13 protein-coding genes are annotated in these 16,619 nt (G+C 53.1%); all 13 read left to right on the top strand.

Features of this window, described 5'->3' with window-relative positions; all coding sequences use genetic code 11:
* A partial coding sequence (locus tag G506_RS19710; RefSeq protein ID WP_035387303.1) for an EF-Tu C-terminal domain-related protein occupies nt 1-282 on the top strand: 282 nt, incomplete at its 5' end.
* 474 nt (nt 283-756) lie between these two features.
* The gene (gene secE / locus G506_RS0113010; RefSeq protein WP_028117241.1) at nt 757-1,128 is read left to right on the top strand and encodes a preprotein translocase subunit SecE; all 372 of its coding nucleotides are present in this window, start codon (nt 757-759) and stop codon (nt 1,126-1,128) included.
* 4 nt (nt 1,129-1,132) lie between these two features.
* Entirely contained in the window at nt 1,133-1,678 is a 546-nt protein-coding gene (gene nusG, locus G506_RS0113005; RefSeq protein ID WP_028117240.1) for a transcription termination/antitermination protein NusG, read from the top strand.
* Nucleotides 1,679-1,800: 122 nt separating this feature from the next.
* On the top strand, nt 1,801-2,229 hold the full coding sequence (gene rplK, locus G506_RS0112995) for a 50S ribosomal protein L11 (RefSeq protein ID WP_028117239.1): 429 nt from the start codon (nt 1,801-1,803) through the stop codon (nt 2,227-2,229).
* A gap of 4 nt (nt 2,230-2,233) precedes the next feature.
* Nucleotides 2,234-2,935, top strand: coding sequence for a 50S ribosomal protein L1 (gene rplA / locus G506_RS0112990; RefSeq protein ID WP_028117238.1), 702 nt, complete (start codon nt 2,234-2,236; stop codon nt 2,933-2,935).
* Between the two features lie 267 nt (nt 2,936-3,202).
* Nucleotides 3,203-3,706 carry a 50S ribosomal protein L10 gene (gene rplJ, locus G506_RS0112985; protein WP_028117237.1) on the top strand — a complete coding sequence of 168 codons (504 nt, stop codon included), beginning with the start codon at nt 3,203-3,205 and terminating at the stop codon, nt 3,704-3,706.
* A gap of 50 nt (nt 3,707-3,756) precedes the next feature.
* Nucleotides 3,757-4,119 (top strand): 50S ribosomal protein L7/L12, encoded by a 363-nt coding sequence (gene rplL, locus G506_RS0112980; protein ID WP_028117236.1) that lies wholly within the window; start codon nt 3,757-3,759, stop codon nt 4,117-4,119.
* Between the two features lie 247 nt (nt 4,120-4,366).
* The gene (rpoB, locus tag G506_RS0112970) at nt 4,367-8,392 is read left to right on the top strand and encodes a DNA-directed RNA polymerase subunit beta (RefSeq protein ID WP_028117235.1); all 4,026 of its coding nucleotides are present in this window, start codon (nt 4,367-4,369) and stop codon (nt 8,390-8,392) included.
* Nucleotides 8,393-8,479: 87 nt separating this feature from the next.
* On the top strand, nt 8,480-12,682 hold the full coding sequence (rpoC, locus tag G506_RS0112965) for a DNA-directed RNA polymerase subunit beta' (protein WP_028117234.1): 4,203 nt from the start codon (nt 8,480-8,482) through the stop codon (nt 12,680-12,682).
* A 295-nt stretch (nt 12,683-12,977) separates the two neighbouring features.
* The gene (gene rpsL / locus G506_RS0112960; protein WP_028117233.1) at nt 12,978-13,352 is read left to right on the top strand and encodes a 30S ribosomal protein S12; all 375 of its coding nucleotides are present in this window, start codon (nt 12,978-12,980) and stop codon (nt 13,350-13,352) included.
* 82 nt (nt 13,353-13,434) lie between these two features.
* Complete coding sequence (rpsG, locus tag G506_RS0112955; RefSeq protein WP_028117232.1) at nt 13,435-13,905, top strand: 30S ribosomal protein S7; 471 nt, start codon at nt 13,435-13,437, stop codon at nt 13,903-13,905.
* Nucleotides 13,906-14,067: 162 nt separating this feature from the next.
* Nucleotides 14,068-16,167 carry an elongation factor G gene (gene fusA, locus G506_RS0112950; RefSeq protein ID WP_028117231.1) on the top strand — a complete coding sequence of 700 codons (2,100 nt, stop codon included), beginning with the start codon at nt 14,068-14,070 and terminating at the stop codon, nt 16,165-16,167.
* Nucleotides 16,168-16,234: 67 nt separating this feature from the next.
* Nucleotides 16,235-16,619, top strand: a 385-nt coding sequence (locus G506_RS19705) for a GTP-binding protein (protein WP_035387344.1), incomplete at its 3' end; no start/stop codon positions are given.

The raw sequence follows: 16,619 nt of genomic DNA, 5'->3' as shown, positions 1-16,619 counted from the left end.
CACACCAAGTTCACTTCTGAAGTGTACGTACTGTCCAAAGAAGAAGGTGGTCGTCACACCCCATTCTTCAAAGGCTACCGTCCACAGTTCTACTTCCGTACCACCGACATCACCGGCACCATCGAGCTGCCAGAAGGTGTTGAAATGGTAATGCCAGGTGACAACATCCAGATGGAAGTTACCCTGATCGCTCCAATCGCGATGGAAGAAGGTCTGCGCTTCGCAATCCGTGAAGGCGGCCGTACTGTAGGTGCTGGTGTTGTAGCGACCATCGTTGAGTAATCAACGGTAGTTCTATAACTGCACTAAGAAAGGCGTCCCTCGGGGCGCCTTTTTGCGTTGTGGCAGCGACCGTTGCTGCGCTCTATCAAGGTTATTGTTGATGCCTAGCGCTAAGCGGGGCGGTTGTTTATAACGCCCAATTTTGCTGCTAACGGCGAATTCACATAACGCCGCAAGGGGCTGAATTTTGATTGCTTGCAGTCGCCGTCGGAATCATCGTCGATGGTCTGTGGTTGCCAAATCAAAGTCGCTGTCGGTAACGGTGCGCTAGTGCCCTTAAGATCGCCGCCGCTTCGCGGTTTTTGCGGTTGAAATAGCCATCTTGCTTGTAAGCCTGCCTGCTAATGCAATAGAATCTAGGGCTACTTTTTTGCCGGTTGGCGGTCCTACGTAGGGCAGCGCCATTTTTTTGCTGCCGGCGTGGCCAAGGTGGCGTTAGTCCATCAGCACAGACTCGATACGGGATTGCAGTAAATGAGTACCAACACCGAAGACCAAAGCAACTCCATGGACATCGTCAAGTGGGGTGCGGTTGCCGTTTTAGTGGCGGCCGCCGTAATTGGCAACCAATATTTTGATACGTACTCTGTACTGTATCGCGCCATTGCCGTAGTTGCGGCTTTGGGCGTGGCGCTGTTTATTGCTGCACAAACCGTTAAGGGTAAGGCGGCGTGGGCTTTCACTCAGGAAGCTCGCTTAGAAGTTCGTAAAGTGGTGTGGCCAACTCGTCAAGAGACCACCCAAACTACACTGATTGTTTTTGCTGTGACTGCTCTGGTAGCCCTGTGTGTGTGGCTGCTGGACATGGGTCTGGTGAAGATCGTAAACCTGATCACTGGGGTGTAACTGCATGTCAGAACAACCAAAGATGCGCTGGTACGTTGTACAGGCCTTCTCCGGCTTTGAAGGGCGCGTTGCGCAGTCCCTGAAAGAGCACATCAAGATGCACGAGATGGAAGAGCTGTTTGGCGAAGTACTGGTGCCGACCGAAGAAGTGGTCGAAATGCGTGCTGGCCAGCGCCGCAAGAGCGAGCGCAAGTTCTTCCCAGGCTACGTACTGGTTCAGATGGTAATGCAAGATGAGTCTTGGCACTTGGTACGTAACGTACCACGGGTTATGGGCTTTATCGGTGGCACCTCTGACCGTCCGGCGCCAATCTCTCAGAAAGAAGCCGACGCGATTCTGAACCGTCTGGTGGAATCTGCTGAGTCTCCACGTCACCGCACCATCTTCGAACCAGGTGAAGTGGTACGCGTTACCGAAGGTCCATTTGCGGACTTTAACGGTACCGTGGAAGAGGTGGACTACGAGAAGTCTCGCCTGAAAGTTTCTGTGATGATCTTCGGCCGTTCTACCCCAGTAGAGCTGGACTTTGGCCAGGTAGAAAAAACCTGATCAAAAGATCGGCAGCAATGCTTGAGATACGGCGGCGAATTTGTCTATAATTCGCCGCTCTTTTTTCACGGGGAGTTTAACCATTCGGGTTAAACGCTATCACCCAATTTGAGGTAATAACCATGGCTAAGAAAGTCCAAGCCTACATCAAGCTGCAAGTTGCAGCTGGTGCAGCAAACCCGTCACCACCAGTTGGTCCTGCTCTGGGTCAGCACGGTGTTAACATCATGGAATTCTGTAAGGCGTTCAACGCGCGTACTGACAAGCTGGAAAAGGGTCTGCCAATTCCAGTTGTGATCACTGTATACGCTGATCGTTCTTTCACCTTCGTAACCAAGACCCCACCAGCTGCAGTTCTGCTGCTGAAAGCTGCTGGTCTGAAGTCTGGTTCAGGTCGTCCAAACACCCAGAAAGTGGGTACTGTAACTGACGCTCAGATCCAAGAGATCGCTGAGACTAAAGCTGCAGACATGACTGGTGCTGACATCGATGCGATGAAGCGCTCTATTGCTGGTACTGCCCGTTCCATGGGTCTGGTAGTTGAGGGTTAATATCATGGCTAAACTGTCTAAGCGCATGCGCGTAATCCGCGAGAAAGTTGACGCTACTCGCGAATACGAAATGAACGAAGCTGTTGCTCTGCTGAAAGAGCTGGCTACCGCTAAGTTCGTTGAGTCTGTTGACGTTGCCGTTAAACTGGGCGTTGATCCACGTAAATCCGACCAGAACGTTCGTGGCGCTACCGTACTGCCACACGGCACCGGTCGTGACGTTCGCGTTGCAGTGTTCACCCAAGGTGCAAACGCTGACGCAGCTAAAGAAGCTGGCGCAGAACTGGTTGGCATGGACGACCTGGCTGCTCAGATCAAAGCTGGCGAAATGAACTTCGACGTAGTTATCGCTTCTCCAGATGCGATGCGCGTTGTTGGTATGCTGGGTCAGATCCTGGGTCCACGCGGCCTGATGCCAAACCCGAAAACCGGTACTGTAACCCCTAACGTTGCTGAAGCAGTTAAGAACGCTAAAGCAGGTCAGGTTCGTTACCGTAACGACAAGAACGGCATCATCCACACCACCATCGGTAAAGTGGACTTTGACGCTGACAAGCTGAAAGAAAACCTGGAAGCTCTGCTGGTAGCTCTGAAAAAGGCTAAGCCTGCAGCAGCTAAAGGCACCTACGTTAAGAAGGTTTCCATCTCCACCACTATGGGTGCAGGTGTTGCCGTAGACCAGGCTTCTCTGGACGCACAAGCTTAATACCGGTTTCGGTAAAAGCTGCTTGCGAGGTGCGGGATTATCTGTATAATTTCGCGCCTCACTGGGTCGATGTCTGCTTAGCAGATGATCGTCCAAGACCATAGGTGGAAAGGCGACTTTCCTTAATAACAACAGCCTATGTAGACGGTGAAGGACCCTAGAAGAATTTCTATTCTTCTGGAACCTCCCACCGTAAGTTCCCTGTCCATTGGATAGGGTTGTTAAGTTCTAGGCGTAAGCCTAGGTGGAATCCAGGAGTAAAGCCCAATGGCATTAAACCTCGAAGGCAAAAAAGCAATTGTTGCTGAAGTCAACGAAGCTGCCAACGGTGCTCTGTCTGCAGTTGTAGCCGATTCACGCGGTGTAACTGTAGGCGCCATGACCGAACTGCGTAAGCAAGCTCGTAAAGCTGGTGTGTCTCTGCGCGTAGTGCGTAACACCCTGGCTCGCCGCGCTGTGGAAGGCACCTCTTACGAGTGTCTGACCCCTGCTTTCATCGGTCCAACCCTGATCGCATTTTCTCACGAGCACCCAGGTGCTGCAGCGCGTCTGTTCAAAGACTTCGCTAAGACCGAGAAATCGTTTGAGGTTAAAGCACTGGCATACGAAGGGGAGTTGATCCCTGCCGAGCAAATTGACCGTCTGGCCAAGCTGCCAACTTACGAAGAAGCTATCGCACAGCTGATGATGACCATGAAGGAAGCATCTGCTGGCAAGCTGGTTCGTACCCTGGCTGCTCTGCGCGACCAAAAAGAAGAGCAAGCTGCTTAATACAGCACGCTGCGTAAACTTTTTCAGTAATAATTGTTTAGGATATCAAAATGTCTATCACTAAAGACCAAATCTTAGAAGCCGTAGCTGCAATGTCCGTAATGGAAGTTGTTGAACTGATCGAAGCTATGGAAGAGAAGTTCGGCGTTTCTGCTGCTGCAGCAGTAGTAGCTGGTGGCGAAGTTGCCGCTGTTGAAGAAAAGACCGAGTTCGACGTAGTTCTGACCGACGCTGGCGCAAACAAAGTTGCTGCTATTAAAGCAGTACGTGGCGCTACCGGCCTGGGCCTGAAAGAAGCTAAGGCTCTGGTTGAGTCTGCTCCTGTTGCAGTTAAAGAAGGTGTTTCTAAAGACGAAGCTGAAGGTCTGCAGAAGCAACTGGAAGAAGCTGGCTGTAAAGTTGAGCTTAAGTAAGCTAGAATTTAGCTTATGCGCCTAACCTTTTAGGTTGGGTAGGGCTGGTGGTTAAAAAACCACCGGCCCTTTTGCGCTATATGCGCTGGCGATCTTTTTCGATCGATTTTCAGATCAAAACGGATCGTCAAAACATCTAGGAACGCGGGCCTGGCAGAGATTATTGGTTAGGTTCTTGCGCCAAAATAAAGGCGAACACACTGCTTAGGCGGTGTTTTTCAGTCTCCAATCACGAACAGAGGAACCTATGGTTTACTCCGATTTCGAGAAAAAACGCATCCGCAAGGATTTCGGTAAGCGTCCTAAGGTATTAGACGTTCCTTACCTGCTGTCAATCCAGCTGGACTCGTTCCAAAACTTCCTAGAGCAAGACCCAGAGGGTGAGCGTGGTTTAGAAGCGGCTTTCCGCAGCGTATTCCCGATCAAATCCTTCTCTGGCTATGCTTCCCTTGATTACGTTTCTTATAAGCTCGGCGAGCCGGTATTTGACGTAAAAGAGTGCCAAATCCGTGGCATCACTTACTCTGCTCCGTTGCGCGTAAAACTGCGCATGGTGCTGCTGGACAAAGAGAACGGCGGCGCGGTTAAAGACATCAAAGAGCAAGAAGTGTACATGGGCGATATCCCGCTCATGACCGAGAACGGTACTTTCGTTATCAACGGTACTGAGCGTGTAATCGTTTCTCAGTTGCACCGCTCCCCAGGTGTGTTCTTCGACCACGACCGTGGTAAGACTCACTCCTCCGGTAAAGTACTGTATAACGCTCGTGTAATTCCTTACCGTGGCTCTTGGCTGGACTTCGAGTTCGATCCAAAGGACAACCTGTTTGTTCGTATCGACCGTCGTCGTAAGCTGCCTGCGTCGATCATCCTGCGCGCTCTGGGTTACTCCACTCAAGAGATCCTGGATCTGTTCTTCGATCGCGTTCGCTTTAGCCTGAAAAAAGACAAGCTGGTGATGGATCTGGTTCCAGATCGCCTGCGTGGTGAAACTGCCGTATTCGATATCAAAGATAACGACGGCAACGTGCTGGTTGAAACCGGCCGTCGCATCACTGCACGTCACATCCGTCAGCTGGAAAAAGGCAACGTTAACCAGTTGGAAGTACCAGTTGAGTACTTGGCTGGCAAAGTGGTTGCTCAGGACTACATCGACGAAGCGACTGGCGAACTGCTGGTAGCAGCGAACCAGGAACTGTCTCTGGAAGATGTGGCTAAGCTGTCTCAGGCTGGCATCAAAGAGTTTGCGACCCTGTACTTCAACGAGCTGGATAACGGCCCGTACATGTCGACCACTCTGAACGTGGATTCCACCAACGACCGTATGGAAGCGTTGGTAGAGATCTACCGCATGATGCGTCCTGGCGAGCCGCCAACCCGCGAAGCGGCTGAAGCCCTGTTCGAGAACCTGTTCTTCGCTGAAGAGCGTTACGATCTGTCCACCGTAGGTCGGATGAAGTTCAACCGTCGTCTGGGTCGCGAAGACTCTACCGGCGTTGGCATCCTGACCAAGGAAGACATCGTTGACGTGATGAAGAAGATCATCGAGATCCGCAACGGCGGTGACGAAGTCGATGATATCGATCACTTGGGCAACCGTCGTATCCGTTCTGTAGGCGAAATGGCCGAGAACCAGTTCCGTGTAGGTCTGGTGCGTGTTGAGCGTGCAGTACGTGAGCGTCTGTCTCTGGGCGATCTGGATTCCCTGATGCCTCAGGATCTGATCAACGCCAAGCCTATCTCTGCGGCAGTGAAAGAGTTCTTCGGTTCTTCTCAGCTGTCCCAGTTTATGGATCAGAACAACCCGCTGTCCGAAGTTACCCACAAGCGTCGTATTTCCGCTTTGGGTCCAGGCGGTCTGACTCGTGAGCGTGCCGGCTTCGAAGTTCGAGACGTACACCCAACTCACTACGGTCGTCTGTGTCCAATTGAGACCCCTGAAGGTCCAAACATTGGTCTGATCAACTCCTTGGCAACCTTTGCTCGTACCAACGAGTACGGTTTCCTGGAAACCCCATACCGTCGTGTAATCGACGGCAAGGTAACCGAAGAAGTTGAATACCTGTCTGCCATCGAAGAAGGCTACTACGTAGTCGCACAGGCGAACGCCACCATCGATGACAACGGCATGCTGGCTGACGAACTGGTTGCAGCACGTCACAAGGGCGAATCTTCTTTCGTAACCCCAGATCAAGTGCAGTTCATGGACATCTCTCCACAGCAGATTATCTCTGTGGCAGCGTCCTTGATTCCGTTCCTTGAGCACGACGATGCTAACCGCGCCTTGATGGGTGCGAACATGCAGCGTCAGGCGGTTCCTACCCTGAAGGCGGACAAGCCTCTGGTTGGTACCGGCATCGAGCGCGCAGTAGCCGTTGACTCCGGTGTAACCGTAGTGGCTAAGCGTGGCGGTGTGGTTGATTACGTTGATGCGTCTCGCATCGTAATCAAGGTGAACGAAGAAGAGTTGATGGCCGGTGAAGCCGGTATCGACATCTACAACCTGACCAAATACACCCGTTCTAACCAGAACACCTGTATTAACCAGCGTCCAGTTTGCGCCATCGGCGAAAACGTGACTCGCGGTGACGTACTGGCAGACGGTCCTTCGACCGATCTGGGTGACTTGGCTCTGGGTCAGAACCTACGCGTAGCGTTCATGACCTGGAACGGTTACAACTTCGAAGACTCCATCTTGCTGTCTGAGCGCGTGGTTCAGGAAGATCGCCTGACTACCATTCACATTCAGGAACTGTCCTGTATCGCTCGTGACACCAAACTGGGTCCAGAAGAGATCACCGCTGACATCCCGAACGTGGGCGAATCCGCACTGTCCAAACTGGACGAGTCCGGCATCGTGTACGTGGGTGCAGAGATGAAGCCTGGCGACATTCTGGTAGGTAAGGTAACTCCGAAAGGCGAAACCCAGCTGACCCCAGAAGAGAAGCTGCTACGCGCCATCTTCGGTGAGAAAGCGTCTGATGTTAAAGATTCTTCCCTGCGTGTTCCGAACTCCGTGTACGGTACCGTAATCGACGTTCAAGTATTTACCCGTGATGGCGTAGAGAAAGACAAGCGTGCGATCGACATCGAGAACATGCAGCTGCGCGAAGCGAAGAAAGATCTGACTGAAGAGTTCAGCATTCTGGAGAACGGCGTTTACGACCGTGCTCGCAACCTGCTGTTGTCTACTGGCATGAGCGCGGCTCAGCTGGACGCTATGGATCGCGAAAAGTGGCTGGAACTGCCACTGGACGACGAAGCCAAGCAAACCGAGCTGGAGCAGTTGGCTGGTCAGCACGACGAGCTGAAAGCGGAATTCGACAAGAAGTTCGAAACCAAGCGTCGCAAGATCACCCAAGGTGATGATCTGAACCCAGGCGTACAGAAGATCGTTAAGGTTTACCTTGCGGTTAAACGTCGCATCCAGCCAGGCGATAAGATGGCCGGTCGTCACGGTAACAAAGGTGTAATTTCCACCATCGTTCCAGTTGAAGACATGCCACACGATGAAAACGGCGTACCAGTCGACATCGTGCTGAATCCACTGGGTGTACCGTCTCGTATGAACATCGGTCAGATCCTTGAAGTTCACTTGGGTATGGCCGCTAAGGGTATCGGTGACAAGATCAACGCCATGATGGAAGAGCAGCGTAAAGTTGAAGAACTGCGCGAGTTCATCCAGAAGGCTTACGATCTGGGCAACGGCCAGCAGAAAGTAGACCTGTCTACCTTCTCTGACGCGGAGATCATCCGTCTGGCTGGTAACCTGAAGGCGGGTCTGCCTATCGCAACCCCAGCGTTCGACGGTGCTGCCGAGTCTGAAATCAAAGCGATGCTGAAGCTTGGCGATCTGCCAGAGTCTGGTCAGTTCACCCTGTACGATGGCCGTACTGGTAACGCCTTCGAGCGCCCAGTAACCGTTGGCTACATGTACATGCTGAAGCTGAACCACTTGGTTGACGACAAGATGCACGCGCGTTCTACCGGTTCTTACAGCCTGGTTACCCAGCAGCCGCTGGGTGGTAAGGCACAGTTCGGTGGTCAGCGTTTCGGTGAGATGGAAGTGTGGGCCCTACAGGCCTACGGCGCAGCCTACACCCTGCAAGAGATGCTAACCGTTAAGTCGGATGACGTTAACGGCCGTACCGCGATGTACAAGAACATCGTTGACGGTAACTACTCTATGCAGCCAGGTCTGCCGGAATCCTTCAACGTAGTGTTGAAAGAGATCCGCTCACTGGGTATCAACATCGAGTTGGACCAGGAATAACCGTCGCTGCCACGGCAACGTGGCATGGCTGAGGGCGCAGGCCAGTACGCTGGCCTGCGCATCTAAAACTCCATCTGGGAGACGATCGTGAAAGACTTACTTCAGTTTCTAAAGAAACAGAATACGTCCGAAGAATTTAACGGCATCAAGATTGGTCTGGCTGCGCCAGACATGATCCGTTCTTGGTCGTTCGGCGAAGTTAAAAAGCCGGAAACCATCAACTACCGTACCTTTAAGCCAGAGCGCGACGGCCTGTTCTGTGCCCGCATCTTTGGTCCTGTAAAGGACTACGAGTGTTTGTGTGGTAAATACAAGCGTCTGAAGCACCGCGGTGTTATCTGTGAAAAGTGTGGCGTTGAAGTAACCCAAACTAAAGTACGTCGTGAGCGTATGGGTCACATCGAGCTGGCTTCTCCAGTTGCCCACATCTGGTTCTTGAAATCACTGCCATCTCGTATCGGCTTGCTGCTGGATATGACTCTGCGTGATATCGAGCGCGTACTGTACTTCGAATCCTACGTGGTGATCGAAGGCGGCATGACTGCGCTTGAAAAAGGCCAGATGCTGACTGAAGAAGAGTACTTGGACGCGCTGGAAGAGCACGGTGACGAGTTTGACGCTCGCATGGGTGCTGAAGCGGTACAAGAACTGCTGAAAGACATCGATCTCGAAGGCGAGATCGGCATGATGCGTGAAGAGCTGCCTCAGACCAACTCTGAGACCAAGCGTAAGAAGCTGACCAAGCGTCTGAAGCTGATGGAAGCCTTCTACCACTCTGGCAACAAGCCAGAATGGATGATCATGAGCGTTCTGCCAGTACTGCCGCCGGACCTGCGTCCGCTGGTACCTCTGGACGGTGGCCGCTTCGCGACCTCCGACTTGAACGATCTGTACCGTCGCGTAATCAACCGTAACAACCGTCTGAAGCGTCTGTTGGATCTGGCTGCGCCAGATATCATCGTGCGCAACGAAAAGCGTATGCTGCAGGAATCTGTAGATGCGCTGCTGGACAACGGTCGTCGCGGCCGTGCCATCACCGGTTCTAACCGCCGCCCACTGAAATCCTTGGCCGACATGATCAAGGGTAAGCAGGGTCGCTTCCGTCAGAACCTGCTGGGTAAGCGTGTGGACTACTCTGGCCGTTCGGTAATTACCGTTGGTCCGACCCTGCGCCTGCATCAGTGTGGTCTGCCTAAGAAGATGGCACTGGAACTGTTCAAACCATTCATCTACGGCAAGCTGGAAGCTCGTGGCCTGGCCACCACCATCAAAGCCGCTAAGAAGATGGTTGAGCGTGAAGTAGCCGAGGTTTGGGACGTTCTGGACGAAGTAATTCGCGAACACCCAGTGCTGCTGAACCGTGCACCAACTCTGCACCGTCTGGGTATTCAGGCGTTCGAGCCGGTACTGATTGAAGGTAAAGCACTGCAACTGCACCCACTGGTGTGTGCGGCGTACAACGCGGACTTCGACGGCGACCAGATGGCGGTACACGTACCGCTGACCCTGGAAGCTCAGCTAGAAGCTCGTGCGCTGATGATGTCTACCAACAACATCCTGTCGCCAGCCTCCGGTGAGCCGGTTATTACCCCGTCTCAGGACGTGGTATTGGGTCTGTACTACATGACCCGCGAAAAGATTAACGCCAAAGGTGAAGGCATGGCCTTCGCTAACGTAGCTGAAGCAGAAAAAGCCTACCGTACTGGTATGGCGGAACTGCACGCTCGCGTAAAAGTGCGTATCAATGACTCTGACACCGACGCCGAAGGCAACGTGACTGAGTTTACCCACATCGTCGACACCACCGTGGGTCGTGCGATCATGTCTCTGATCCTGCCAAAAGGCCTGCCTTTTGAACTGATCAACAAAGACATGGGTAAGAAGCCGATCTCCAACGTACTGAACACTTGCTACCGTAAGTGTGGTCTGAAAGATACCGTTATCTTTGCTGACCAACTGATGTACACCGGTTTCGCCTACGCCACCGTGTCTGGTACCTCTGTAGGTATCAACGACATGGTTGTGCCAGAAGAGAAGAAAACCATTCTGGCTGACGCGGAAGCGGAAGTGGCTGAGATCACTGAACAGTTCCAAGCTGGTCTGGTTACCGCGGGTGAGCGTTACAACAAAGTTATCGATATCTGGGCCTCTGCCAACGAACGCGTTGCTAAGGCGATGATGGATAACCTGAAAACCGACACCGTGATCAACCGCGATGGCGAACAGGAAGAACAGAAGTCGTTCAACTCCATCTTTATGATGGCCGACTCTGGTGCTCGTGGTAGTGCCGCTCAGATCCGTCAGTTGGCGGGTATGCGTGGTCTGATGGCGAAGCCTGATGGCTCCATCATCGAGACGCCAATTAAGGCGAACTTTAAAGAAGGTCTGAACGTTCAGCAGTACTTTATCTCGACTCACGGTGCTCGTAAGGGTCTGGCGGATACCGCACTGAAGACCGCGAACTCCGGTTACCTGACTCGTCGTCTGGTAGATGTGTCGCAGGATCTGGTGATCGTTGAGGACGACTGTGGTTCTACCGAAGGTCTGGTGGTTAAGCCGCTGATCGAAGGTGGTGACGTAGTTGAGCCGCTGAAGGATCGCGTACTGGGCCGTGTGGTGGCGAAAGACATCATCAAGCCTGGCACCGAAGACGAAGTTCTGATCCCACGCAACACCCTGCTGGATGAGAAACTGTGTGAACTGATCGACACCGCGTCTGTGGACGAAGTGATCGTACGTTCGGTAATCACCTGTGAAACCGACTTCGGCGTTTGTAAGAACTGTTACGGTCGCGATCTGGCCCGTGGTCACATGGTGGCTGAAGGTGAAGCGGTTGGTGTGGTTGCAGCTCAGTCGATTGGTGAGCCGGGTACCCAGCTGACGATGCGTACCTTCCACATCGGTGGTGCGGCATCTCGTGCGTCTGCGGAAACCAACGTTCAAATTAAGAACAGCGGTACCATCAAGCTGCACAACGAGAAGTTCGTTATCAACTCCGACAACAAGATCGTAGTTACCTCCCGTTCTACCGAACTGGCGGTAATCGATGATCTGGGTCGTGAGAAAGAGCGTCACAAGCTGCCATACGGTGCGGTTCTGGAAGTGGTTGAAGGTTCTGCAGTAAACGCTGGCGATATCGTCGCGAACTGGGATCCACACACCCACCCAATCATCACCGAGGTGAAAGGTCAGGTTAAGTTCGTTGATATGATCGACGGCGTGACCATGACCAAGCAAACCGACGAACTGACTGGTCTGTCTAGCATCGTAGTTCTGGATCCTGCGCAGCGTCCTGCAGCGGGTAAAGAGATGCGTCCGATGGTGAAACTGGTGAACGCGTCTGGTGACGACATCCTGATCCCAGGCACCGAAGTTCCAGCTCAGTACTTCCTGTCCGGTAACGCGATTGTGAACCTGGACGATGGTGCGCAGGTGAACGTGGGTGACGCGGTTGCGCGTATTCCACAGGAATCCGGCGGTACCAAGGATATTACCGGTGGTCTGCCACGCGTGGCCGACCTGTTTGAAGCCCGTAAGCCGAAAGAGCCTGCGATCCTGGCTGAAATCACCGGTACCATCTCCTTCGGTAAAGAGACCAAAGGTAAGCGCCGTCTGGTGATCACTCCTCACGATGGCGGCCAAGCCTACGAAGAGATGATCCCTAAGTGGCGTAACTTGAACGTCTTCGAAGGTGAGAAGGTTGAGCGTGGCGAAGTGATCGCCGACGGTCCAGAGGCTCCGCACGACATTCTGCGTCTGCGTGGCATCCATGCCGTAGCGAACTACATCGTTAACGAAGTGCAAGACGTTTACCGTCTGCAGGGCGTAAAGATCAACGACAAGCACATCGAAGTGGTTATCCGCCAGATGCTGCGTAAGTGTGTGATCGTAGACGGTGGTGACACCGAGCTGTTGCCAGGCGAACAGGTTGAAGTTTCCCGCGTTAAAGCGGCAAACCGCGACTTGGCTGAAGACCAGCGTCCAGCGACCTACGAGCGTGAACTGTTGGGTATCACCAAGGCTTCCTTGGCGACCGAATCGTTCATCTCTGCGGCTTCGTTCCAGGAGACCACTCGCGTACTGACCGACGCTGCTACCTACGGTAAGCGCGACGATCTGCGTGGTCTGAAAGAGAACGTAACCGTGGGTCGTCTGATCCCAGCTGGTACCGGTTTCGCTTACCACCGCAACAAGGCGAAAGGCGCTAAGTCTGACGCAGCCCCACAGGTTTCCGCTTCTGAAGCAGAACAAAACCTGGCGGATCTGCTGAACGCCTCCATCGGTGAGTAATCGATAGCGTAATGCATTGAAAAAGGCGCCTTACGGCGCCTTTTTTATTGTTGTCAGGCTGCGGAAATGTTTTCGCAACTGACCTTCCAACAAGCACTTAGTTGGCGGGGTTGGAAATCCAGATGGGCACCGCAGCGATCGGCAACGATCAGAGTGGATCGATCCATCCTTGGTGAATTCTTGACACCCCAGTCGAAGGTGCTTAAAATTTCGCGTCCCCATACTCTGGGGCATCGATTTTTTGCAAACTAACTACCGATTGTTAAGTTTCGGCTTAACGAATCAGGAGAATTGAATGGCTACTGTTAACCAGCTAGTTCGTAAGCCTCGTAAGGACAAGGTTCAAAAGACCAACGTTCCTGCACTGGCTGCGTGCCCGCAAAAGCGTGGCGTATGTACCCGTGTGTACACCACTACCCCTAAGAAACCAAACTCTGCACTGCGTAAAGTTTGTCGTGTTCGTCTGACCAACGGTTTTGAAGTTACTTCTTACATCGGCGGTGAAGGCCACAACCTGCAAGAGCACTCCGTTGTTCTGATCCGTGGCGGTCGTGTAAAAGACTTGCCAGGTGTGCGTTACCACACCGTTCGTGGCGCGCTGGACACCGCTGGTGTTTCTGACCGTCGCCAAGCACGTTCTAAGTACGGTGCTAAGCGTCCTAAGTCTTAATGGTTCTCCGTTAAGTAAGGCCAAACTCTTTTAAATCTGTTATCCAGTTTTGGATTAACCTGAAGAAATTCGGAGAATTCCCATGCCAAGACGTCGCGTCGTAGGTCAACGTAAAATCCTGCCAGATCCAAAGTTCAAGTCCGAACTGCTGGCGAAATTCGTAAACGTAATGATGCTGGACGGTAAGAAATCTACCGCCGAGAAAATCATTTACGGTGGTCTGGATGTAGCTGCAGAGAAATCTGGCAAAGCTCACCTGGACATCTTTGAAGCCGCTCTGGAAAACATCCGTCCGGCCGTGGAAGTTAAGTCCCGCCGTGTAGGTGGTTCTACTTACCAAGTGCCAGTAGAAGTTCGCCCAGTGCGTCGTAATGCCCTAGCTATGCGCTGGTTGGTAGAAGCTGCTCGTAAGCGTAGCGAAAAATCGATGGCTCTGCGCCTGGCAGGTGAACTGCTGGATGCAAGCGAAAACAAAGGCACTGCGGTTAAGAAGCGTGAAGACGTTCACCGTATGGCTGAAGCGAACAAAGCGTTCGCACATTACCGCTGGTAATGACTTTGGCGTGGCACTTCGGTGCCACGCCACTTTTCGTATAAGTCACTAATGATATGGGGCGTCATCATCGGTCGTTTCCCAAACGCCCGCCAGTGACCCACACTCCCATATCATTATTGATTGCTAAGACGCCCACAGCGTCGGCTAGAGGAACTTATTTTGGCTCGTACCACTCCGATTGAGCGCTACCGTAACATCGGTATCTGTGCTCACGTTGACGCCGGTAAAACCACCACCACTGAGCGTGTGTTGTTCTACACTGGCTTGTCCCACAAGATCGGTGAAGTGCACGACGGCGCTGCGACCATGGATTGGATGGAGCAGGAGCAGGAGCGTGGCATCACCATTACTTCTGCGGCCACCACCACCTTCTGGCGTGGTATGGAAGCGCAGCACCCAGAGCACCGCATCAACATCATCGACACCCCAGGACACGTGGACTTTACCATCGAGGTAGAGCGTTCCCTGCGTGTACTGGATGGCGCGGTGGTGGTGTTCTGTGGTTCCTCAGGCGTTGAGCCACAGTCTGAAACCGTATGGCGTCAGGCAGATAAATACCAAGTGCCTCGTCTGGTATTCGTGAACAAGATGGACCGTGCCGGCGCTGACTTTGAGCGTGTGGTTGAGCAGATCCGCAACCGTTTGGGCGCCACCTGTGTGCCAATTCAGTTGAACGTAGGTGCCGAAGAGGAGTTCACCGGCGTTATCGATCTGATCAAGATGAAGTACATCGCTTGGAACGAAGCGGATCAGGGCATGACCTTTGAATACCGCGATATTCCAGCCGACTACCAAGACCAAGCCGAAGCGTGGCGTGAGTACCTGGTAGAAGCGGCCGCTGAAGCGTCTGAAGAGCTGATGGAAAAGTACCTGGAAGAGGGTGAACTGTCCGAAGCCGAGATCAAGCAGGCGCTGCGTCAACGCACCATCAACAACGAAGTGGTGCTGGCTACCTGTGGTTCCGCCTTTAAGAACAAAGGCGTGCAAGCGGTACTGGATGCGGTAATCGACTTCCTGCCAGCGCCAATCGACGTACCGGCGATCAAAGGCGTTGATATGAACGACAACGAGACCTCTCGTGAGTCCGACGACAACGCGCCGTTCGCGGCACTGGCGTTCAAGATTGCCACCGACCCATTCGTGGGCACCTTGACCTTTATGCGCGTCTACTCTGGCGTTGCGGAAACCGGTCAGGCGGTATTTAACTCGGTGAAAGAGAAGCGCGAGCGCTTTGGCCGTATGGTGCAGATGCACGCCAACGACCGTAAAGAGATCAAAGAAGTGCGCGCTGGTGACATCGCTGCGGCGATTGGTCTGAAAGACGTCACCACCGGCGACACCCTGTGTGATCCAGACCATAAAGTGATTCTGGAGCGCATGGAGTTCCCTGAGCCTGTGATCCAGATCGCAGTAGAGCCTAAGACTAAGGCGGATCAGGAGAAGATGGGCGTAGCACTGGGTAAACTGGCGGCTGAAGATCCATCGTTCCGCGTTGAAACCGACGAGGAATCTGGTCAAACCCTGATCTCCGGTATGGGCGAACTGCACCTGGACATCATTGTTGACCGCATGAAGCGCGAATTCAGCGTTGATTGCAACGTCGGTAAGCCACAGGTGGCCTACCGCGAAACCATCCGTTCTACCGTAGAAGTAGAAGGCAAGTTTGTTCGTCAGTCCGGCGGCCGTGGTCAATACGGTCACGTTTGGCTGAAGCTGGAACCGCGTGAAGCGGGTGCTGGCTATGAATTTGAAAACGCTATTGTTGGTGGCGTAATTCCGAAGGAATACATCCCAGCTGTAGATAAAGGTATCCAAGAGCAGATGGCTCAAGGCGTTCTGGCAGGCTTCCCTGTACTTGACGTTAAAGCTACCCTGTTCGACGGTTCGTTCCACGACGTGGATTCGAACGAAATGGCCTTTAAGATCGCCGGTTCCATGGGCTTCCGTAAAGGTGCTCTGGAAGCGTCACCAGTACTGCTTGAGCCGATGATGAAGGTTGAAGTGACTACCCCAGAAGACTGGATGGGTGACGTAGTGGGTGATCTAAACCGTCGTCGTGGCCTGATCGAAGGCATGGACGATGGCGTCGCGGGTCTGAAGATCGTCCGCGCGAAAGTGCCACTGTCGGAAATGTTTGGCTATGCCACCGACCTGCGTAGCGCCACTCAGGGTCGTGCTTCCTACTCGATGGAGTTTGCGGAGTACAACGAGACCCCGAACAACGTTGCGCAGGGCATTATTGAAGCCCGCATGGGCTAATCGAACACCAGTTCGTTAACAGATCCGGTTGCTCGCAACCGGGTCGTATTTTGAAAGGAAAGACGCCGTGTCTAAAGAAAAATTTGAACGTACGAAACCGCACGTTAACGTTGGTACCATTGGCCACGTTGACCACGGTAAAACCACTCTGACTGCAGCTATCACCTCTGTTCTGGCTAAAGCACACGGCGGTACCGCTCGTGCATTCGACCAGATCGACAACGCTCCAGAAGAGCGTGAGCGTGGTATCACCATCGCAGCTTCTCACGTAGAGTACGACACCGAAGCACGTCACTACGCACACGTAGACTGCCCAGGACACGCTGACTACGTTAAGAACATGATCACCGGTGCTGCTCAGATGGACGGCGCGATCCTGGTTTGTGCTGCGACCGACGGTCCAATGCCACAGACTCGTGAGCACATCCTGCTGTCTCGCCAGGTAGGCGTAC

Source organism: Ferrimonas senticii DSM 18821 (assembly GCF_000422665.1).
Taxonomy (GTDB): Bacteria; Pseudomonadota; Gammaproteobacteria; order Enterobacterales; family Shewanellaceae; genus Ferrimonas; species Ferrimonas senticii.
Note: the sequence above shows the minus strand (reverse complement) of the source record. Positions and strands in the feature narration are given on the sequence as shown.